The 20,716-nt window shown below is 68.4% G+C and carries 18 protein-coding genes; 6 read left to right on the top strand and 12 right to left on the bottom strand.

What is annotated here, in order from left to right:
• Window positions 1–33: 33 nt before the first annotated feature.
• The gene (locus EJC51_RS16025; RefSeq protein WP_126271712.1) at window positions 34–504 is read left to right on the top strand and encodes an RrF2 family transcriptional regulator; all 471 of its coding nucleotides are present in this window, start codon (window positions 34–36) and stop codon (window positions 502–504) included.
• A 177-nt stretch (window positions 505–681) separates the two neighbouring features.
• Window positions 682–1,338: a DUF4360 domain-containing protein gene (locus EJC51_RS16020; RefSeq protein WP_126271711.1), complete on the top strand. Its 657-nt coding sequence runs from the start codon at window positions 682–684 to the stop codon at window positions 1,336–1,338.
• Window positions 1,339–1,353: 15 nt separating this feature from the next.
• Here the strand turns inward: EJC51_RS16020 and EJC51_RS16015 are convergent, their stop codons facing one another.
• From EJC51_RS16015 to EJC51_RS16005, 3 genes are all read right to left on the bottom strand, one after another.
• Window positions 1,354–2,073 carry a hypothetical protein gene (locus EJC51_RS16015; RefSeq protein ID WP_126271710.1) on the bottom strand — a complete coding sequence of 240 codons (720 nt, stop codon included), beginning with the start codon at window positions 2,071–2,073 and terminating at the stop codon, window positions 1,354–1,356.
• 59 nt (window positions 2,074–2,132) lie between these two features.
• Window positions 2,133–2,420: a hypothetical protein gene (locus EJC51_RS16010; protein ID WP_126271709.1), complete on the bottom strand. Its 288-nt coding sequence runs from the start codon at window positions 2,418–2,420 to the stop codon at window positions 2,133–2,135.
• Between the two features lie 422 nt (window positions 2,421–2,842).
• A complete protein-coding gene (locus tag EJC51_RS16005) occupies window positions 2,843–3,610 on the bottom strand; it encodes an intradiol ring-cleavage dioxygenase (protein WP_126271708.1) in 768 nt (255 codons plus the stop codon).
• A gap of 163 nt (window positions 3,611–3,773) precedes the next feature.
• Here EJC51_RS16005 and EJC51_RS16000 point away from each other — a divergent pair, with 163 nt between their 5' ends.
• Window positions 3,774–4,112: a trypco2 family protein gene (locus EJC51_RS16000; protein WP_126271707.1), complete on the top strand. Its 339-nt coding sequence runs from the start codon at window positions 3,774–3,776 to the stop codon at window positions 4,110–4,112.
• Window positions 4,109–7,300: an NACHT domain-containing protein gene (locus EJC51_RS15995; protein ID WP_126271706.1), complete on the top strand. Its 3,192-nt coding sequence runs from the start codon at window positions 4,109–4,111 to the stop codon at window positions 7,298–7,300. Before EJC51_RS16000 ends, EJC51_RS15995 begins: the two co-directional genes overlap by 4 nt.
• Before the next feature lie 64 nt (window positions 7,301–7,364).
• Here the strand turns inward: EJC51_RS15995 and EJC51_RS15990 are convergent, their stop codons facing one another.
• The 9 genes from EJC51_RS15990 to EJC51_RS15950 all read right to left on the bottom strand — a co-directional run bounded on the left by EJC51_RS15990 (window position 7,365) and on the right by EJC51_RS15950 (window position 18,132).
• Entirely contained in the window at window positions 7,365–7,781 is a 417-nt protein-coding gene (locus tag EJC51_RS15990; RefSeq protein ID WP_126271705.1) for a hypothetical protein, read from the bottom strand.
• Between the two features lie 141 nt (window positions 7,782–7,922).
• Window positions 7,923–9,485 (bottom strand): pyridoxal phosphate-dependent aminotransferase, encoded by a 1,563-nt coding sequence (locus tag EJC51_RS15985; RefSeq protein WP_126271704.1) that lies wholly within the window; start codon window positions 9,483–9,485, stop codon window positions 7,923–7,925.
• Window positions 9,486–9,656: 171 nt separating this feature from the next.
• The gene (locus EJC51_RS15980) at window positions 9,657–10,760 is read right to left on the bottom strand and encodes an aldose epimerase family protein (protein ID WP_126271703.1); all 1,104 of its coding nucleotides are present in this window, start codon (window positions 10,758–10,760) and stop codon (window positions 9,657–9,659) included.
• Window positions 10,761–10,767: 7 nt separating this feature from the next.
• Complete coding sequence (mmsB, locus tag EJC51_RS15975; RefSeq protein WP_126271702.1) at window positions 10,768–12,012, bottom strand: multiple monosaccharide ABC transporter permease; 1,245 nt, start codon at window positions 12,010–12,012, stop codon at window positions 10,768–10,770.
• Window positions 12,009–13,559 carry a multiple monosaccharide ABC transporter ATP-binding protein gene (gene mmsA / locus EJC51_RS15970; protein ID WP_126271701.1) on the bottom strand — a complete coding sequence of 517 codons (1,551 nt, stop codon included), beginning with the start codon at window positions 13,557–13,559 and terminating at the stop codon, window positions 12,009–12,011. Before mmsA ends, mmsB begins: the two co-directional genes overlap by 4 nt.
• 52 nt (window positions 13,560–13,611) lie before the next feature.
• A complete protein-coding gene (gene chvE, locus EJC51_RS15965; protein ID WP_126276970.1) occupies window positions 13,612–14,724 on the bottom strand; it encodes a multiple monosaccharide ABC transporter substrate-binding protein in 1,113 nt (370 codons plus the stop codon).
• A 147-nt stretch (window positions 14,725–14,871) separates the two neighbouring features.
• Entirely contained in the window at window positions 14,872–15,840 is a 969-nt protein-coding gene (locus EJC51_RS15960) for a glycosyltransferase family protein (RefSeq protein ID WP_126271700.1), read from the bottom strand.
• Window positions 15,841–15,970: 130 nt separating this feature from the next.
• A complete protein-coding gene (locus EJC51_RS15955; protein WP_126271699.1) occupies window positions 15,971–16,975 on the bottom strand; it encodes a zinc-dependent alcohol dehydrogenase in 1,005 nt (334 codons plus the stop codon).
• Window positions 16,972–18,132 carry a mandelate racemase/muconate lactonizing enzyme family protein gene (locus EJC51_RS15950; protein WP_059191553.1) on the bottom strand — a complete coding sequence of 387 codons (1,161 nt, stop codon included), beginning with the start codon at window positions 18,130–18,132 and terminating at the stop codon, window positions 16,972–16,974. The genes EJC51_RS15955 and EJC51_RS15950 overlap by 4 nt, the downstream gene beginning before the upstream one ends.
• Before the next feature lie 289 nt (window positions 18,133–18,421).
• On the opposite strand from EJC51_RS15950, the gene EJC51_RS15945 reads away from it, so the two are divergent.
• Together EJC51_RS15945 and EJC51_RS15940 are read left to right on the top strand one after the other, a co-directional pair.
• Entirely contained in the window at window positions 18,422–19,441 is a 1,020-nt protein-coding gene (locus EJC51_RS15945; protein WP_059191552.1) for a LacI family DNA-binding transcriptional regulator, read from the top strand.
• Between the two features lie 132 nt (window positions 19,442–19,573).
• Window positions 19,574–20,581, top strand: a complete 1,008-nt coding sequence (locus EJC51_RS15940; protein ID WP_126271698.1) for an ABC transporter substrate-binding protein — start codon at window positions 19,574–19,576, stop codon at window positions 20,579–20,581.
• Window positions 20,582–20,716 lie beyond the last annotated feature (135 nt).

Below are 20,716 nucleotides of genomic sequence, written 5' to 3'. Positions count from 1 at the left end.
ATGCCCGGGGCGGCACGCCTCACAATGGTCCGTATGAGGATCTCGGCACGGGCGGACTACGCGGTACGAGCGGTACTGGAGCTCGCCGTACGACAGGGCGGCGGACCTGTGAAGACTCCCGTGAAGGCGGAGACCATCGCCCTCGCCCAGGACATTCCGCACAAGTTCCTCGAAGGCATCCTCGGCGACCTGCGCCGCGGAGGCGTCGTCGACAGCAGGCGCGGCGGCAACGGCGGCTACACGCTGGCCCGGGACGCGGCCGAGATCACGGTGGCCGACGTGATCCGGGCGGTCGACGGCCCGATCGTGTCGGTACGGGGCGAACGGCCGACGGGCCTGGCCTACACGGGCTCGGCGCAGCCGCTCCTGCCCCTGTGGATCGCTCTTCGCGCGAATGTGCGCCGCATCCTGGAGGGCGTGTCGATCGCGGACATCGCGGCGGACGCACTGCCGACGCCGGTGCAGCAGCTGGCGGCGGAGCCGGCGGCCTGGGAGAACCCCTGAGTGTTCTGAGGCCGCGCTGTGGGCCGCCGTCCTCACGTATCGGCAGAGGTCGGACACTGTGAAGATGCTGTGAAAACCGCACCTGTGAATGGCTTGAGTTCGTCCTGTCCGCGGCGCCGGTCTGTCCCTACGGTCCGGGTGGCACGTCAGCCACCCCCCAACTGTTACGGAGAGACCATGACTCGTGGGCTCCTGCTGAGCGGTGCGGTAGCCGCTCTGCTCACCACGGCACTACCGGCCCAGGCCGCCACCTCGTCCGGCGGGTTCGAGGACCCGCCGCCGGACAAGATCGTCATCAAGGTGGCGACGGTGAACGGCAGCGGCTGCCCCGCCGGGACGACGGCGGTGGCCGTCTCCGAGGACAACACGGCCTTCACGGTGACGTACAGCGACTACCTCGCCCAGGCGGGCGGCGGCTCGGACCCGACGGCGTTCCGCAGGAACTGCCAGCTGAACCTCATCGTCCACGTCCCTCAGGGCTTCACGTACGCCATCGCCAGCGCGGACTACCGAGGCTTCGCCGCCCTCCAGTCCGGCGCGACCGGCACCCAGAGAGCCTCGTACTACTTCCAGGGCTCCCCGAACACCGCGTCCCGCTCCCACCCCTTCAACGGCCCCTACAACGACAACTGGCAGGCCACCGACACGACCGACTGGGCCCAACTGGTCTGGGCACCCTGCGGAGTCCAGCGCAACTTCAACATCAACACGGAGCTGAGGGTCGCGGCGGGGTCGACGTCCGCGAACAAGGTCAGCTTCATGACGATGGACTCGACGGACGGCGACATCAGCACGGTGTACCACCTGGCGTGGAAGGAGTGCCCGGAGAAGTGACGCTGACGTAGTCCGTCACTGTCGCCCGAGGGCCACGGCCACCATCACGGCCACGCCCACCCCCGCCCAACAGGCGGTAGCCCCCGCCACCCGGAGGCCGGTCATGCCTGGCCGGTCTCCCGGGGCGGGGGTGCGGCGGGACCACAGCGGCCGGGGTTCCGACCAGAGGTACGCCGGAAAGCCGAAGCCGAAGACGACCGAGGCGAGCAGCCAGTAGCCGGCGCTCGGGGTACGAAGGTCCCGTCTGGCCACCATGTCGACGACCGCGACGAGACAGCAGGCGGCCACGGGCCAGGCGAAGTGCGGCATGACGAACCAGTACATGAGGGGGACGAGGACATCCAGGAAGCCCAGGGCGTCGAACCGATCACCCTCCTCGAAGGTCACGCCGGCCGCTTGCTCGCCCAACCGCTCTTTGACGTCCGCCGTGAAGTGCTCGGCTTCCGCCCCCGGGAGGCTGAGGTCGTCGTGGTAGGTGAACGCGTGATCCCCCAGAAATCCGGTGGACCAGAAGACCCGCACCTCACCGACGTCCGGACTGGTGACCTGCACGACGGACGCGTCCCCGCTCCGCAGGTCCCGCAACAGCTCGGGAACCCCGGCTCGTGCCGGGAACAGGCTGGAACACAGGCCCAGGAATCCGGCAGCCAGCACGACCAGCGCCAGCACCCGGAAAACCAGCGCCGCCTGTGCCGTATGCCGTTCGTCAACACCCCAAGCGCGGAATCGCGCCATGACACGCGTTTCAGGAGTCATTTCAATTCGCCACCGACGTCGCCGCCAGAAACCCGGCGCTACCCGAGCTGAACGGGCGTGAACGCGGCCGCGTCCCCCTGCCACTTCTTGTGCACCCACAGCCGCTCACCAGCCAGCTCGATCTGCGCCCAGGTTCCGGACATCGGGCCGATCCTCGTCCCCTGCGGCAGCCGGGCGATCACCCCGATGAACGCGACCATGAGGAAGGCGATCTGAAGTCGAGGGTTGATCCCGCCCTGGGCGATCACCACCCGCCGGACCTGTTCACCGGGCCTCAGAAATTCCTGGGCCCGCGCGACTACCTTGCCTGCAAGCTTCGAAGACACGACACTCCGTCGATCGATCATGGTCAGGGCACGCCGCCGTCGCCGTCACGGCTCGAAAGCAGAGTGCTCCACGAGGGGATCTCCGGAAATCTCATAGCCAGAAGTCGATCAGTGAGGCGAGACAGTAGCCGCCATGGACTTCCTGCGAACAGGGGACTAATCGGACGGTCCCGCTTTGGGGTCGTGACCCTGATCACAGCAGGTCAAGCCGAGGGGGAGAGGGTGAGGTGCGGGGCCTGATCCCCGACCCCTCCTCCGCGTCCCCGACCCCTGCTCCGCCCGCTCCAGCGCCGGGGCGTCCCGCACAACTCGCCGGTCGCCGACACCCGCGCCGGCGCTGTCATCGACGTACGAAAGCCGCGCCCGCTGGAAGAAGCCGGGCGCGGCCTGTGCTCGGGATGTGCCGGGGCTGAGTTCTGGTGTCAGACCTCGACGCCCAGCGTCAGCGTCCCGGTGTACCCCGACGACGGGGAGCTGCCGATGGCCTTCAGGGTCAGCAACCCCGACGCCGCGCCCCCGTCGTCGTAGATCGAGTCCTGGGCCAGGGTCGTCCGCGTGACCGTGTTCGCCGAGTACGGGGACAGCGCGCCCACTCGCGCGGTGATCGCCTCGTCGAAGAACAGCTGGCCGGTGTGGACTTCGGTGCCGCCGGTGAAGGAGCCGTCCGAGGTGAGGGTCACGCCGGTGTGGACCTTGACGTGGATGTGGACGCAGCGGCCCCGGTACCAACCCGGGTACACCGTGGTGATGGTGGCGACGCCGCCGGCGTCGGTGAGGACGCCGCCCCGCAGGAACGTGCCGTTGTCGGCCTCGTTGTGGCCGTTGTTGCCGACGTAGCCGGAGTACTCGCCGAGCACGTCGGCGTGCCAGATCTCCACGAGGGCGTTGGGGATCGGCGCGCAGGTGTCGTCGTTGACGACGGTCAGCGCCAGCTTCAGCACGAAGCCGGTCTTCGTCTCGCGGATGTCGGAGCGGACGAGCGCGCCGTCCAGGTAGTAGGGGCCTTCGGTCATCTCCTTCGTGAGGGTGCAGACGGCCGCGGCGGCGACGGGGGAGGCGTCGGCCGCGTCGGCTGTGGGGGCTTCGGGCACTGTGGTGCCCACGGCAACTGCCGCTGCCGTGGCGCCGGTTGCGATCAGAACGGTACGGCGCCCGACCGGGGTGGGGGTTGCTTCCGAAGTGTCTGTCATGAACACGGCACCGTAGGAGTGCTTGCTGTTGATGGGCTGTCAGTTCGGCAAAGTGAGAGACCGTCAAGTTCCTTGCGAGACAGGATCCGGACGCGACCCTTCAGGGGGCCGGGTCTTCCGCATGCCGCCCGTGGTGGCGGCGAGCAGCCGCTAGCTTGGCCGCATGAGCGACAACCGGATCGAGCTGGCCGACGCCGTGCAGGCCGTGCGAGACGAACTCATCACCGCGGCGAGCCGTTCCTCCGGCCAGGACGTGACCTTCGAAGTGGGGGACATCGAGCTGGAGTTCGGGGTTGAGCTGCGCAAAGAGGTCAAGGGCGGGGTCAAGGTGAAGGCGTGGGTCGTCGAGGGCGGGGTCGACGGGGGCGGCGACACGACCCGTACGCATCGGGTGACCGTCACGCTGAAGGCCCTCGACGCCCGGACCGGGCAACCGTGGAAGGTGCGGAACGAGAACCGGGGGAGCGTCGGCCGGTTCGGGCGAGGTGATGACGAGCGGTGATCGGGGGGCGGGCCCTGGACCGGGTCGTCGTGGTACGGGGCGAGCGGGGGCAGGGCAGCGGGGTGCTGCTGGACCGGCGGCGGGTGCTCACGGCGTGGCATGTGGTGGGGGACGGCAAGCGGATCGAGGTGATCCATCCTTCGTCCAGCCGGCCCGTGTTGTGCGACGTCCACTGGGCGGGCAAGAAGATCGATGCCGTGGTGTTGATCGCGACGACGGACGTGATCAGCGCCCAGCGGGCGGCGCCCATGGGCCGTCTTAGACACGGCAGGGTCGCCACCGGGGCCGCACTGCCGCTCTGCGAGATCGTCGGGTTTCCATGGAATCAGCGCTACGGGGAGCATGGCGAGGATCTGGAGTACGACCAGTACCGGGCCACCGTGCTGCCGATGGCCGGACGGATCAAGGGCGCCCTCACCTGCGAACTCGACCAGCCGGCCGCGGACGAACCAGAGGACGTGACGATGTCTCCCCTCGCCGGGCTGTCCGGTGCCCCGATCTTCGCGGGCCCCGTACTGCTCGGCATAGTGACCCAGGTGCCCCAGGCGCGCCGGCATCTCAGGATCGAGGGAGTACCGATTTCGGCCCTCGTCGACCTTGGCTCGCTGAAGCTCCGCGGTACCTGGCAGGAACAGATCACCGAGGTGCACCCCGAGGACGAGCGCTTCGAGGACCGGTACGCGAAGGACCTGAGATCCCAGTACCGCAAGACGGAGATCTTCGGCATCGAGGAACTGGGGCGGAGAGAGTCCCGGTGGGACCTGGACACGGCCTATCTGAGCCTGCGGGCGGAGGCTCCCGCGCGCTCGTCCTCGTACGCTGCCGGCATACCGAGACGGCCGCGCCCGCTCTGGGGCAATCCTCAGCGTGTGGAGGCACTGCTGGCGGACCGGCCTCGCGCCCTGCTCCGCGGCGAGGCGGGTGCCGGCAAGACGACCCTCGTCTGGTGGCTCGCCGCCCATGCCGCGGTCGGCAGTCTGGACGCGGATCTCACCGATCTGAACGGCCTCATCCCCTTCGTGGTCCCCCTGCGCGAGGTGCATGCCCGCGGCGGACGCTTTCCCAAGCCGTCGGAGCTCCTGGCCGCTGGACGGACCCTCACGGACGGGGAGCCGGAAGGCTGGGTGCACCGTGTGCTGGAGGCCCGTCGCGGGCTGCTCCTGGTGGACGGCTTGGACGAGGTTCCGGCAGCGGAGCGAGAAGGGGCGCGGCGCTCGCTCGCCGCACTCCTCGACCGCTATCCCGGCACACGCTGCCTGGCAACCGTGCGCCCCAACGCGGTCGACAAGAACTGGCTAGAAGGGGACGGCTTCGCCGAGCTGACCCTCCTGCCGATGAGCGACGCCGACATTCACGCCTTCGTGGAGGCCTGGCACAACGCCGCACGCACCGAATGTGGCCGGACGGAGGACGAACTCCTCACCTCCCTGGAACAGGACCTCGCCCACCAGTTGGAGCGGAACACCGCGCTGCGCGACCTCGCCCGCACGCCGCTGTTGGCAGCCGTGATCTGCGCCCTGCACCGGCGCCGTCGAGGCCTGCTGCCCACCACCCGCTGGCAGCTCTACAGGGCCGCACTCGCCATGCTCCTGGGCGGACGGGACGCGGGGCGGGGCGTCCTGCACGCCGACCCCATCCGGCTGGACTCCGACGAACAGCACGCCCTGCTTCAGCGGTTGGCCATCTGGCTGGTGCGTACGGGACAGCAGCAGATGACCTACGACCAGGCCGTCCAGCAACTGGCTCTCGCCGTGCGGGACATGCCTCAGGTCGGGGAACAGGGGCCACCCGAGCGGGTGCTGCGCTTCCTGCTGGACCGCAGCGGACTGCTCCAGGAACGGACCGACGACGCGTTCCAGTTCATCCACCGCACATTCCAGGACTTCCTGGCGGCCAAGGAGTTTCATGAGAGCGGCTACTTCCTGGAACTCCTGGAGCAGGTCCGCAACGAGGCTTGGCAGGACGTGATCGTGCTGGCTGTCGGCCACATGTCACGGCCGGATGCCTTCAAGCTCATCACCGCCCTCGTGGATCTCGGGGATGCCGCCCCGAACAGACAGGAGAAGTACCAGCTCCACCTCCTGGCGGCGCGGTGTGCGATCAACGTCCAGACCTTGAACCAGTCCCTGATGGAGGCGGTGAAGGGCCGGGTGGATGCCCTCATGCCGCCACGGGACGGCGGGGAGGTCGAGGAGCTCGCGGGCCTGGGGGACTGGGTCGTCGGAGTGCTGCCGGACGGGGATGAGCTGAGAGAGCGTGTGGCCCTGAACACGGTGCGACTCCTCGGCCGGGTGCGCAGCCCGAAGTCACGGCGCAAGCTGAGACAGTGCGCGTTCCATCCGGACCGGCTCGTCCGCAGCGAAGTGGCGGGGGTCTGGGACCTCCAGCCGCTGGAGGAGTACACCGCGGAAGTCCTCGAAGGGGCCGACCTGTTCGACCTGATCGTCGACAAGGAAGCGGCGCTCGTACGACTGCCCCGGCTCGGTTCCGTCGCCAGGCTCACCGTGCGGGGCTCGTACACCGCGAGGCAGCTTGACGCACACCTTCCCGTACAGCACCTTGCATCACTCACGCTCTGCGGCAATGGGGCCGTCAAAGATCTCGCGTTTCTCCGCAGCCGAGAGGAACTGCGCAGAGTCGCACTACAGGATTGCTCAGCCCTTTCGGACCTGTCCGTGCTGCGCGACCTTGACCTCACCGAGCTCCAGCTGATCGGGGGCGGGACCACCGTGGCCCTCGAACCACAGCCGGACGTGCACCACTTGGAGATCGGGGCCGAACATCTGCGACGGCTCGACTTCCTGGAGGAATGGTCGAATCTGCGGTCGCTGACAGTCGAGGGGTTCTCCCACAGCCCCGCCTGGACCCTGGCAGCCTCCGCTCACGCGCCGCGGCTCACTCGGATCGCGCTGGCTGTCGACTCGATCTCGACCCTGAGGTCGCTGGATCCGCTCCCGCACATCGAGCGGCTGATGCTTACCGGTCTGGAGCAGTACACCGACATCGCACCGCTCAGGGCTCTCTTCCCGCAGCTCAGGCGACTGGGCCTGGAGCTGGTCGGAGGGGGAAGCCTCGACCTGCGCCCCCTGCACGACATGACCGACCTGCGCATCGACCTCTGGAACTCCGGGCCGAGAAAGGCCGTCATCGTGGGCGCGGAAGCCTTCGGCGACCGCCTGCGGTGCTGATACCGCGGTCGTGGCATCGAGCGTGCCCCCGTTCCGTCGAACCCGAACGGGGGCGCGCTGTCCGTCAGTTGGCCGCGCAGGCCAGGTTCCAGCCGCCGTACGAGCCGCTCACGTACGAGCCGTTGTCGACGTGGCCGACGCGGAAGTAGAAGCAGGCGGCCTCGTTCATGTCGGTGTCGTAGATGTAGGCGTTGGAGATGCTCCACCCGGTGTAGCCGCCGGTGTAGTCCACGTGGATCTTCGTGTCGCTCGTGGAGGGGTTGCCCGTGGTGGGGTTGGTGTACTGAAGGCGCACGCCCTTGCCGTCCGAGCAGACGTCGAGGATCTTGAAGGTGTCGCCGTCGTCGTAGAAGTACGCGGCACCACAGGAGTTGCTGGAGCTGGCCGTGTAGATGTCGGCCGCGAAGGACGAACCCGCCGTCCCGACCACGAGGGCCCCGGCGACGAGGGCGGGCACGGCGAGATGTCTGAGCTTGGGCATGCTTGAACTCCTTGCAGGGCAAAGGGGGTTGAGCGTGGGGGGAGTTCAGGTCGTCGACACCGTGTGAACGGACTATGCCCAATATTTGATCTCTGTACAAGAGCAGTCGGGCTGTCAGGTGCCTGTGAGTGTCGTTCGCATTCACGCCCCCGCCGCATTGGGCCAAGCGCCACTGTTCGGCCAGCCCTGCGCCGGCGCCGGCGTCAACCCGTTGGTGCCCCGGACCTGCGCCGCCGTCAGCCCACCCCGTGCGGGCACCCCGGGCGGCGTGGGACCGGCGGCAGGCACCCCGTACGGCGACTGGGCGGCGGCCGCAGGAGCGACCGGCATCGGCATCGGCTGCGGGGCGACCGGCGTCGGCATGGGCATCGGCTGAGGAGCCACCGGCTGCGGGGCCATCGGCTGTGCGGCGACCGGCTGAGGCGCCGCCGGCACCGGCACAGGCGCCGGCGCCGCGGGCATCGGCGCCGCCGCCATGGCCTGTGCGGCCAGCGGCATACCCACCCCGTTGCTCATCAGGCGGTCCACGGCCGCCGTGCCCGAGCTGTAACTGGTCCCGGTGGACAGCTCGGGCACGGCGGCTCCCCTCCTGGTCCCGTAGAGCACCTGTTCCAGCGCGGACACCAGGCGACGCACGTCCGTCTGGGGGCGCACCACGAGACGCAGGAAGCGGCTGGACGAGCCGATCTTGTTACCGCACTCGCGGACCAGGATCCGGTGCTCGGAGAGCAGCCGGTCCCGGACCACGGTGCCTTCGGCGCCCACGGGGAGGCGTACGAAGAGGAAGTTGCCCTGGGAGGGGTAGACGGTCAGACCGGGGAGGGCGGAGAGCTGGCTCGACATGTCGAGGCGGTCCCGGCGGACCTGCTGGAGGCTCTGCGCGTACTCGGCGCCGTGCTCCTTGAGCATGAACACCACGTACTCGGCGAAGGCGTTGAGGTTCCACTTCGGCAGCATCGAGCGGACGCGGCCCGCGAGCGCCGGGTTGGCGACCATGTAGCCGAAGCGGATGCCGTGCAGCCCGAAGTTCTTGCCGAGCGAGCGGAGCACGATGACGTTGGGGCGCAGCATGGCCTCCTGGACCACGCTCGGCTCCGCCTCCGCGTCGGCGAACTCCAGGAAGCTCTCGTCGATGACGACCAGGTCGAGGTCGGCCATCGCGTCCATGAACTGCACGATCGCGTGCTTGTGGAGGAAGCCGCCGTCGGGGTTGTTGGGGTTGCAGATCACGGCGGCCCGGGTGCCGCGGGCCCGTATGAACTCGGCGTACTGGGCGAGGTCGAGGGCGAAGCCGCTGGACTCCTGGAGCGGGAACATGTCGACCCGCTTGCCGGTCTCCATGGGCTGGTCGGTCCAGCGGCCGAAGGTGGGGACGGGGACGGCGAGGGACTCACGGACCAGCAAGTGGTCGATCCACGTGATTAGTTCGGTCGAGCCGTTGCCCATCGCCACGGCCTGCGGCGGGAGTTGGAGGAGGTTGCACAGCTCGGCGGTGATGGTGTCGGCGCTGGACGGGTAGTACGTGATGATGTCGCGCAGTCGGCCTGCCATCTCGTCCCACATCCCCGGGGTGGGGAAGTAGGGGTTCACCGGGATACAGAAGTCGATCGGGCCGGCCCCGTCTCCTGCCGCCCGCGTCAGCGCCGCCATGGACGGGCTGTGTGCCGCGGAGCTGCGGAACAGCGAGGTGACGTTCTCGGCCATGGAACCTCCGTATGGGGCGGACCCGGTGGGGACGGCCGGGTCCGTCGTCTTTGGGTGGCCCGCGCGGGGGAGCACGGGCCGCTCATACATACGAGGGCTGCGGTGACACTGTTCAACCACTGAGAAATCGGTAAGAACTTGTGCCCCACCTGTGAAGGAGGGTCGGGAGGGTCAGGAAGGGAAGGAGTGCACGGTCGTCGACCGGTAGGTCTCCCCAGGTCGCAGCACGGTCGACGGGAAGTTCTCGTGGTTCGGGGAGTCGGGGTAGTGCTGGGTCTCCAGGCACACGGCGTCGCCCTGACGGTAGGTGCGGCCGGCGGGGCCGACCAGCGTGCCGTCGAGGAAGTTGCCCGAGTAGAACTGGAGGCCGGGCTCGGTGGAGGCGATCCGCAGGGTGCGGCCGGAAGCGGGGTCCTGGAGCGTCGCGACGTGCTCCGGCTCCGCCGAGATCCCCTTCTCCAGCACCCAGTTGTGGTCGTACCCCTTGGCCGCGAGCAGCTGCGGATGCCCGGTGCGCAGGTCCCGGCCGATCGGCTTCGGCTCCCGGAAGTCGAACGGCGTGCCGTCCACCGGTGCCAGTTCGCCGGTCGGGATCAGACCGGCGTCGGTCGGCGTGAAGTGGGCGGCGGGGATGGTCAGTTCGTGGTGCTCGATCGTGCCGCTGCCCTCGCCCGCGAGGTTCCAGTAGACGTGGTTGGTGAGGTTGACGACCGTGGCCGTGTCGGTGGTGGCCGCGTAGTCGATGCGCCAGTCGCCCTCGGCGGTGAGGGTGTACGTCACCGTCGCCGTCAGCGTGCCGGGGTAGCCCATCTCGCCGTCGGGGGAGGTGTACGACAGCCGCAGGCCGATGTCGGTGCCCCGCTCGAACGGCTCGACGTCCCAGACCACCGTGTCGAAGCCCGCCTCGCCACCGTGCAGGCTGTTGTCGCCGTCGTCGACGGAGAGCTGGTACGTCTTGCCGTCCAGGGTGAACCGGCCCTTGCCGATGCGGTTGCCGTACCGGCCGATCAGCGCGCCGAAGTACGGGCTGGACGTGACGTAGTCCTCGAGGTGGTCGAAGCCGAGGGAGACGTTCGCGTACCGGCCGTGCCGGTCGGGGACTTCCAGGGACTGCACGATCCCGCCGTACGACAGGACCTTCATACGGGTGCCGCCGTTCTCCAGCGACCAGCGGTGGATCTCCGTCCCGTCGGCGAGCTTGCCGAAGAGTTCCTTCACCAGATGTCTCCTCCCATGGGAAGGGCCCCGCCTTCCGACGGGGCCCGACCGGTCGATCCGTGTGCTACGAACCGGACTTGCGCTTGTTCCACACGTCGAACCCGACCGCGGCCAGCAGGGCGAGGCCCTTGATGACCTGCTGCCAGTCGGAGCCGACGCTGAGGAGGTTCATGCCGTTGTTGAGAACACCGAGGACGAGACCACCGATGATCGCGCCGAGGACGGTGCCGACACCGCCGCTCATCGACGCGCCACCGATGAACGCCGAGGCGATGGCCTCGAGTTCGTAGTTCAGACCCGCCTTCGGGGACGCCGCGTTCAGGCGCGCGGCGATGGCCAGACCCGCGAGGGCCGCGAGGGCGCCCATGTTGAGGAAGACCAGGAAGGTGACCTTCTTGTCCTTCACGCCGGACAGCTTCGCGGCCGGCAGGTTGCCGCCGATCGCGTAGATGTGCCGGCCGAAGATCGAGTTGCGCATCAGGTAGCCGTAGCCGACGACCAGGCCGCCCAGGATGAGCAGGACGATCGGGGCACCCTTGTAGCTGGCGAGCAGCATGGTGACGACGAGGATCGCGGCGACGATCGAGACGAGCTTCAGCAGGAAGAGGTTCCTGGGCAGCACCTCGAGGGAGAACTCCTGCTGGCGCCCCCGGTCGCGGACCTCCTGGAGGACCACGAAGACGATCAGGGCGAGGCCCAGGAGCAGCGTGATGTTGTGGTAGTTGGTCTCCGGGCCGACCTCCGGCAGGAAGCCGTTGCCGATCTTCTGCAGGCCGCTCGGGAACGGGCCGAGGGTCTGGCCCTCCAGCAGGATCTCGGTGAAGCCGCGGAAGACCAGCATGCCCGCGAGGGTGACGATGAACGACGGTATGCCGAGATACGCGATGAGGAAGCCCTGCGCCGCACCCGCGCCCGCGCCGACCGCCAGGCTCAGCGCCACGGCGATGGGCCAGGACACGTCGTGCTGGACCGTCAGTACGGCCGCGAACGCGCCCACGAACGCAGTGACCGAGCCGACCGACAGGTCGATGTGGCCGGCGATGATGACCAGCATCATGCCGATCGCGAGGATCAGGACGTAGCTGTTCTGAAGGACCAGGTTGGAGACGTTGCGCGGCAGCAGCAGGTCGCCGTCGGTCCACACCGCGAACAGCGCGACGATCAGGCCGAGGGCGATCAGCATGCCGTACTGGCGCATGTTGCGGCGCAGGCCGTCCAGCATCAGCTGCAACAGGTTCTCGCCGGAGGCCGATCCGCTCTTGCCCGGCGGCGCCGGGGCCGGCGTCTTGGCGGTCACATCCGTGCTCATCGGGTTACCTCTTTGTCCTTGGTCATCTGGCGCATCAGCGATTCCTGCGAGGCCTCGGCACGGGAGAACTCGCCGGTCAGCCGCCCGGCGGCCATCGTGTAGATGCGGTCACACATGCCGAGCAGCTCCGGCAGTTCGGACGAGATGAAGACGACCGCCTTGCCCTGCGCGGCCAGCTGGTCGATGACGGTGTAGATCTCGTACTTGGCACCGACGTCGATGCCTCGGGTGGGTTCGTCCAGGATCAGCACCTCGGGGCCGGCGAAGATCCACTTGCTGAGGACGACCTTCTGCTGGTTGCCGCCGGACAGCTTGCCCACCGGCTCGAAGACGGTCGGCGCCTTGATGTTCATGGACTTGCGGAAGCCCTCGGCGACCTGCCGCTCCTGGTGCTCGTCGACGACACCGCGCTTGGCCACCTTGCCGAGGGCGCTCAGCGAGATGTTGCGGTTGATGGTGTCGATGAGGTTGAGGCCGTAGTGCTTGCGGTCCTCGGTGACATAGGCGATGCCGTGGTCGACCGCCTCGGCGACGGTCTTCGTCCGGATCTCCTTGCCGTCCTTGAGGACGGTGCCGGCCGCGTACCGCCCGTAGGAGCGGCCGAAGACGCTCATCGCGAGTTCGGTGCGGCCCGCGCCCATCAGGCCCGCGATGCCGACGATCTCGCCGCGCCGGACATGGATCGACACGTCGTCGACGACCTTGCGCTGCTGGTCGATCGGGTGGTGCACGGTCCAGTCGCGGATCTCCAGCGCCGGAGCCGCCTCCAGCTCACCCTCGTACGCGGTGCGTTCGGGGAAGCGGTGGTCCAGGTCGCGGCCGACCATGCCGGAGATGATCCGGTCCTCGGTGGTCTCCGCGGACTTCACATCGAGGGTCTCGATGGTCTTGCCGTCGCGGATGATCGTCACCGAGTCCGCGACCTTGCGGATCTCGTTGAGCTTGTGGGAGATGATGATCGAGGTGATGCCCTGCTTCTTCAACTCCAGGATGAGATCCAGGAGTTTGCCGGAGTCCTCGTCGTTCAGGGCCGCGGTCGGCTCGTCGAGGATGAGCAGCTTCACCTTCTTGGAGAGCGCCTTGGCGATCTCCACCAGCTGCTGCTTGCCGACACCGATGTCAGCGACCCGCGTTTCGGGGTGCTCACTGAGCCCCACCCGGCGCAGCAGCTCGCTCCCGTGGCGCAGGGTCTCGCGCCAGTCGATGAAGCCGCTGGAGGCGTGCTCGTTGCCGAGGAAGATGTTCTCCGCGAGGGAGAGGTAGGGCACCAGCGCCAGCTCCTGGTGGATGATGACGATGCCGCGCGCCTCGCTCGCCCGGATGTCCTTGAACTCGCAGACCTCTCCCTCGAAGAGGATCTCGCCCTCGTACGTGCCGTGCGGATGGACGCCGGAGAGCACCTTCATCAAGGTGGACTTGCCGGCGCCGTTCTCCCCGCAGATGGCGTGGACCTCGCCCTGCCGGACGGTCAGCGTGACGTCCGAGAGCGCCTTGACGCCGGGAAAGGTCTTGACGATCGAGCGCATTTCCAGGACGGGTCCCGCCATGGTCGTGCCTTCCAATCTCTGTCTGGTGCAGACGACTACAGCCGGGGGCTGATTACTTGAGCTCACCCTCGGTGTAGTAACCACCGTCGACCAGGACCTGCTTGTAGTTGGTCTTGTCGACGCTCACCGGCTTCAGCAGGTAGGCGGGGACGACCTTGGACCCGTTGTCGTAGGTCTTGGTGTCGTTGGTCTCGGGCTTCTTGTCGTTGAGGACCGCGTCCACCATGTTCGCCGCGACCTTGGCGAGCTCACGGGTGTCCTTGTAGACGGTCTGCGTCTGCTCGCCCGCGATGATCGACTTCACGGAGGCCAGCTCGGCGTCCTGACCGGTGAGGACCGGCAGCGGCTTGGACTTGGTGCCGTAGCCGTCGGACTTCAGCGCCGACAGGATGCCGATGGAGATGCCGTCGTACGGCGAGAGCACCGCGTCGACCCGGCCGGACTTGTAGGAGCCGGTCAGGATGTCGTCCATGCGGCGCTGGGCGGTGGCGCCGTCCCAGCGCAGGGTGGTGACCTTGTTGAGGTCGACCTGGCCGGACTTGACGACGAGCTTCTTGGAGTCGATGTACGGCTTGAGGACGCTCATCGCGCCGTTGAAGAAGTACTTGGTGTTGTTGTCGTCGTTGGAGCCGGCGAACAGCTCGATGTTGAAGGGGCCCTTGCCGCTCGCCAGGCCCAGCTTCTCGACGATGTAGTTGGCCTGGAGCTCGCCGACCTTGGTGTTGTCGAAGGAGGCGTAGTAGTCGACGTTCGGCGTGCCGAGGATCAGGCGGTCGTAGGCGATGACCGGGATGCCGGCGTCCTTGGCCTCCTGGAGGACGTTGTTGAGCGACTTGTTGTCGATCGCGGCGACGATCAGCGCCTTGACGCCCTGGGTGATCAGGTTCTCGATCTGCGAGACCTGCTGGTCGGGCTCGTCCTCGCCGTAGACCAGCTTGGTCTTGTAGCCCAGCTTCTGCAGGTTGGTCTCGACGTTCTTGCCGTCGGCGATCCAGCGCTCCGAAGACTTGGTCGGCATCGCGATACCGATGGTGCCGCCCTTGGCGTCGCCCTTGCTTTCCGCGCTGCCGCCTTCGCTGTCCTGGCCACAGGCGGTCAGGGAGAGGGCGAGGACGGCCGAGGTGGCTATGGCGGAGAGTGCAGCTCTGCGGTTAAGCATGATCATCATCCTTGATGGTCTAGAGGCCAGGGCGATCTGCGGTACGAGCGCCTGTCTGGTGGAGCGTGGAGCGTGGTGCGGAGAGGAACCGAGAAGTTGTGTCGGAGTCTGTTCGACTCCGTCGGCTTCTGTGAAGGGGCGTTGTCCGGAACGTTATGCAGGCGTTTCGAATCGCTTCAGCGCGCCCGGCAGTCGCGAGCCGAGCGGCGCCATGTCGCCGTCCGCTCCGTGCCGTGCGAGCAGGTCCAGGGCGAGCCGTCCGCGCCGCACTCTCTCCTTGGCGGTGGACAGCGTGAGCTCGCGCATGTGATGGCCGTAGGGGTAGATCCCCGGGGCCTTCGACAGGCCGAACTTCAGATAGAGCGGGGCGCCGCGCCGGATCAGCTCGGCGACCTCGTACATCCGGACATAGCCGCCGAGGTCGTCGGGGGCCTCGATGTACATGTCCATCGGGGCGCCCGACACCCGGCGGATCTCGGTGAGTTGATCGAGCGTCAGATCGCTGGGCACGTTGATCGAGTCGCCGCCGAGGTTCTCGTAGACGGCGTACGCGGCCGGGTTCACCGGGCCGATCAGCGCCGACACCTTGAGCGTGGTGTCGGCCGGGATGATCCCGGCGGTTCTTGCCCGGTGCAGCGTCCACAGCACGCCCTCGTCGGCGACGAGCAGGCACTTCACGCCCAACTCCGTCGCCCGGACGGCGTCTTCGACGCATCCGGCGACCGCGTCGTGGCCGCGGGCGCGCAGTCCGGCGCCCTTGGAGTCGGTGCGGGTGGAGCCGCCGATGTCCCAGGTGCCGCGCGGGCCGGTGAACAGGCAGAGCTCGATGTCGCGTTCGGCGGTCGCCTCGACCATCTCGGTGATCTCGGCGTCGGTGAGCATCCACACACCGCTGCCCTGGCTGATCCGGTGGATCGGCACGTCGAGCCGCGAGGACTCCTTGAGGACCACCGAGAGGGCCTCGGGGCCCTCCACGGAGGGCACTTCGGTGCGCCAGCGGCCGCCACCGGGGAAGGCGTGCGGGGAGGCGTCGGCCGGGTCGAGGGCGGGAGCACCCAGGCCGAGCGCGGTGAGCGCCTGCTCACCGGGTCGTCGGGCCGCGCTGGCGGTGGTGTCGGTCACAAGCTGTCCTTCGTGTTCGATATTTCGGACGTGGATCGCGGCTCTGCGTGCAACAAGGCTTAGGAACAGTGGATGTACGCCGGTACGAAGTCGTCAGGTACTCCGTACCGGCGTACGGCTCAAAGGGGTGTCATGGCTTGAGGAGGACCTTGCCGACGGCCGGGTCGCCGGACCCGACCAGCTCGATGGCCTGCGGGAACTCCTCCAGCGGCAACTCGTGCGTGACGAGCGGCAGCGGATCGAGCAGCCCGGCCCCGAAGACCCGCACCGTGTGCGCCCAGGCGTCCGGCGGCGCCCCGAACACGGTGTGCACCTCCAGCTGCCGTACGACGAGATCGGTGGGGTCCAGTCCGTCCGCGCCCGGCGCCGGGATGCCCGTCAGGACGAGCCGGCCGCCGCGTCTGAGCAGCGAGGCCGCGGTGTTCGCGGCGGACGCCGACCCGGCGGTCTCGATGACGACGTCGAAGTCGTCGGGGAGCTCCTGGTCGCGGGTGCGGAAGTCGGTGGCGCCGAAGGTCTTCGACAGCTCCGCGCGGTCCGGGCGGGTGCCCACCACCAGCAGCTCCGAGGGCGAACCCGCCCGCAGGAACTGCACCGCGAACATCCCGAGCGTGCCCGTGCCCACCACCGCGACCCGCTCACCGGGCCGTGCGTTCGCCTTCAGCGCGGCGGCCGCGATGCACGCGGCCGGCTCCAGCAGCGCCGCCGCCGTCAGGTCGGCGTCGTCCGGCAGGGCGTGCAGCAGCCGGGCCGGCAGGGTGAGGGTGGCGGCCATGGCGCCGGGCTGGGTGAAGCCCGTCTCCTCGTAGCCGTCGGTGCACAGCGTGGTCTCGCCCGCGTGGCAGCGGTCGCAGACCTGGCAGTTGCGGAAGCCCTCGCCGACCACCTTGCGGCCGACCAGCGACTCCGGGACCCCGGAGCCCACGGCCTCGACCACCCCGGACCACTCATGGCCCGGGGTGAGCGGGTACCGGACGTACCCCTCGGGCCGGTTGCCCTGGTACACCTCGCGGTCGCTGCCGCAGATGCCGACCGCGTGGACGCGGACCAGGGCCTCGCCGGCACCGGGCTCTCGCGGGGTGTGCGCGACGAGCTCGTGCTCGCCGGGCGCCCCGATGACGACCGCGCTGCTCACTGCTCGGTGCCCTTCGGCTTGCGCTGCTCCCAGCCCTCGGCCCACAGGTCGAAGCGGGCCTGCTGCTGCGGGAACTCGGCGGCGGCGTCGACGTCCAGCTCGACACCGAGGCCCGGCTCGTGCGACAGCTCGAAGTAGCCGTCCACGACCTGCGGGGCGCCCTTGACGACCTTCTTGATCTCCGCGTCGGCGAAGTCGTTGAAGTGCTCCAGGATCTTGAAGTTCGGGGCGGTGAAGCCGACCTGGAGGGAGGCGGCGGTGAGCACCGGGCCGCCCACGTTGTGCGGGGCGACCAGCATGTAGTGGGTCTCGGCGGTCGCGGCCAGCTTGCGGGTCTCCCAGATGCCGCCGATGTGGCCGACGTCGGGCTGGATGATGTCCACGGCCTGGCTCTCGAAGAGCTCGCGGAACTCGATCCGGTCGTGGATGCGCTCACCGGTGGCGACCGGCATGTCGACCTTGGCGGCCACCTTCTCCAGCGCCTTCAGGTTCTCCGGCGGCACCGGCTCCTCCAGCCACGCGGGCTTGAAGGGCGCGAGGTCCTTGGCGAGGCGGACGGCGGTGGCGGGGGAGAAGCGGCCGTGCATCTCCAGCATCAGCTCGGCGTCCGGACCGATGGCGTCCCGGACGGCCTCGATGAGCGAGACGGCGTACAGGCTCTGCTCGTGGTCGAGCTCGAAGTGGCCGGTGCCGAAGGGGTCGATCTTGAGGGCCTTGTAACCGCGCTCCATGACGCCCTGGGCGGCCTTGTGGTAGGCCTCCGGGGTGCGCTCGGTGGTGTACCAGCCGTTGGCGTAGGCCTTGACCTTGTCGGTGACCTTGCCGCCGAGCAGCTGCCAGACCGGGACGCCGAGGGCCTTGCCCTTGATGTCCCAGCAGGCCATCTCGATCACGGCGATGCCGGACATCACGATCTCGCCCGCACGGCCGTAGTCGCCGTACTTCATCCGCTTGACCAGATCCTCGACAGCGAACGGGTCCGACCCGAGAATGTGGTTGGTCTTCGCCTCGTGCAGATAGCCGAGCAGGGCGTCGGTGTGGCCCAGCATGCGGGTCTCGCCGACTCCGGTGAGTCCCTCGTCGGTGTGCACCTGGACGTAGGTCAGGTTGCGCCATGGCGTCCCGACCACGTGCGTGCTGATTCCCGTGATGCGCACGTCAGCTACTCCCTAGGCTCTGAAGCTTGTTGTTCGAAATTTCGGCTCACGTTCGAAATGCTGGCCCGACGGTAAGGACGTCTCGGGCGGGGTGTCAATGGGTCGGAGGGTCGAACGCCGGAATGGTCTTGGTGACGTGCACATCCGTCCGGGATCTCAACTCCTGCAGCCTGCGGCGTTATTCAACCGTGACGACTTCCCTGATGCAGCCCTCTTGACCGCCGCGAATTGTTAGCGCTCACAATGTGCCTCGCATTCAATCGATCGCTGACCGCCGGGAGGTGCGGCCGTGAACCACTTGGAGCTCCGGCCGCCCACCATGGCCGACGTGGCACGCCTGGCCGGCGTGTCGCACCAGACCGTCTCCCGTGTCCTGGGTGATCACCCCAACGTGCGGGAGGAGACCCGGGCCAAGGTGCTCCGCGCCATCGAGGAGATGGGCTACCGCCGCAACTCCTCGGCACGGGCCCTGGCCACCCGCCGCACCCGCACCCTGGGTGTGGTCGCCGCCAACACCACGCTCTACGGTCCGGCCAGCACGCTGTTCGCACTGGAGGACGCGGCGCGGGCGGCGGGGTACACCGTCTCGACGGTCAGCCTGCACAAGCTGGCGAAGGAAACCCTCTCCGAGGCGCTCGACCACCTCAGCGAGGGCGGCGTGGAGGGGGTGATCGCCCTCGCCCCGCAACGCTCGGCGGTCGAGGCCCTCGCCGAACTCCGCCACCCCTTCCCGGTGGTGGTCGTCGGCACCGGCTCCGGCGCCGAGATCCCCAGCGTCAACGTCGACCAGCAGCTCGGCGCCCGGCTCGCCACCGGTCATCTGCTGGCCGCGGGCCACCGCACGGTCTGGCATCTCGCCGGACCCGAGGACTGGCAGGAGGCGGCCGACCGGGTCACCGGCTGGCGGGACACCCTCGAAGCGGCGGGCGTCGAGCCGCCGAAGCTGCTGCGAGGGGACTGGAGTCCACTGTCGGGCTACCGTGCGGGCCAGCAACTGGCCGGCTGGGTGGGCCGCGGACTCACCGCCGTCTTCGTCGCCAACGACCAGATGGCACTGGGGGTGTTGCGGGCCCTGCGGGAAGCGGGGGTGCGCACGCCCCAGGACGTCGCGATCGTCGGCTTCGACGACATCCCGGAGTCCGAGTTCTTCGCTCCACCGCTCACCACCGTCCGGCAGGACTTCGCGACGGTGGGCAAGCACAGCATCGCCCTGCTGCTGGACCTCATCGAGGGCCGGGCCCCGTCCGGGACGCCCGGAGTCGCCATCGAGCCGCATCTCGTGGTCCGGGCCAGCACCGCTCCCGACTGACATGCACCGACCAGCTAATTCGTACACCAGTGTGACCGATATTTCGAATAATGATCGACAGGCTGGACGCAGGGCAGTCGGTCCCACGAGTACAGCGGTCCTCCCCGGACCGGCTCTTCAAAGGAGAAGAACATGCTCAACAGAAGGAACTTCCTCACTGCGGCGATCGGCGTGGCGGCGGCCGGCACCCTGGCGGCCTGCGCCAAGGAGGACGACAGCGCCGGCGACTCCACGGGAGGCGGCGGCAGCAAGAAGATCGTCCTCGGCTTCTCGCAGGTCGGCTCCGAGAGCGGCTGGCGCACCGCCAACAGTGAGTCGGTGAAGTCCGCGGCCAAGGACGCGGGCTACACCCTGAAGTTCTCCGACGCCCAGCAGAAGCAGGAGAACCAGATCTCCGCGATCCGCAGCTACATCGCGCAGAAGGTCGACGTCATCGCCTTCTCGCCGGTGGTCGTCACGGGCTGGGACGCCGTGCTCAAGGAGGCCAAGGCCGCGAAGATCCCGGTGGTCCTCACCGACCGCTCCGTCGAGACCTCCGACGACTCCCTGTACGTCACCCTGGTCGGCTCCGACTTCACCGACGAGGGCCGCCGCGCCGCCAAGATCCTCGAGAAGGTCATCGCGAAGGCCGGCCTCAAGGGCAACGTCAAGATCGCCCAGCTGGAGGGCACCACCGGTGCCGCCCCCGCCATCGAGCGCGCCAAGGGCTTCAAGGAGGTCATGGACGCCGAGCACAAGGACGACTGGAAGATCGTCGTCAGCCAGACCGGTGACTTCACCCGCGCCGGCGGCAAGCAGGTCATGGCGGCCTTCCTGCAGTCCAACCCGGACATCAACGTGCTCTTCGCGCACAACGACGACATGGCCATCGGCGCCATCCAGTCCATCGAGGCGGCCGGCAAGAAGCCCGGCAAGGACATCCTCATCGTCTCGATCGACGGCGTGAAGGACGGCTTCGTCGCCATGTCCGAGGGCAAGATCAACGCCATCGTCGAGTGCAACCCGCTGCTCGGCCCCCAGCTGATGGAGGTCGTCAAGACGGTCCACGACGGCGGCTCGGTCGAGCGCTGGATCAAGACCAAGGAGGGCGACTTCATGCAGGACCAGGCCAAGGCCGCGCTCCCGACCCGCAAGTACTGACCGACCGCACGCACCGGTGGGGAGCCCTCAGCGGGCCGGGCACAGCCCGGCCCCGGCGGGGCTCCCCGCGGGGGACCGGCCCACCGCAGTACAGAACTGCCGTGCGCCAGAACCGATTTCATGGAGGAGCGCTGC

It is taken from the genome of Streptomyces aquilus, assembly GCF_003955715.1.
In the GTDB taxonomy this organism is placed as follows: Bacteria; Actinomycetota; Actinomycetes; order Streptomycetales; family Streptomycetaceae; genus Streptomyces; species Streptomyces aquilus.
The sequence above is the reverse complement of the archived record's forward strand: the minus strand, read 5'-3'. Positions and strand labels throughout refer to the sequence as shown.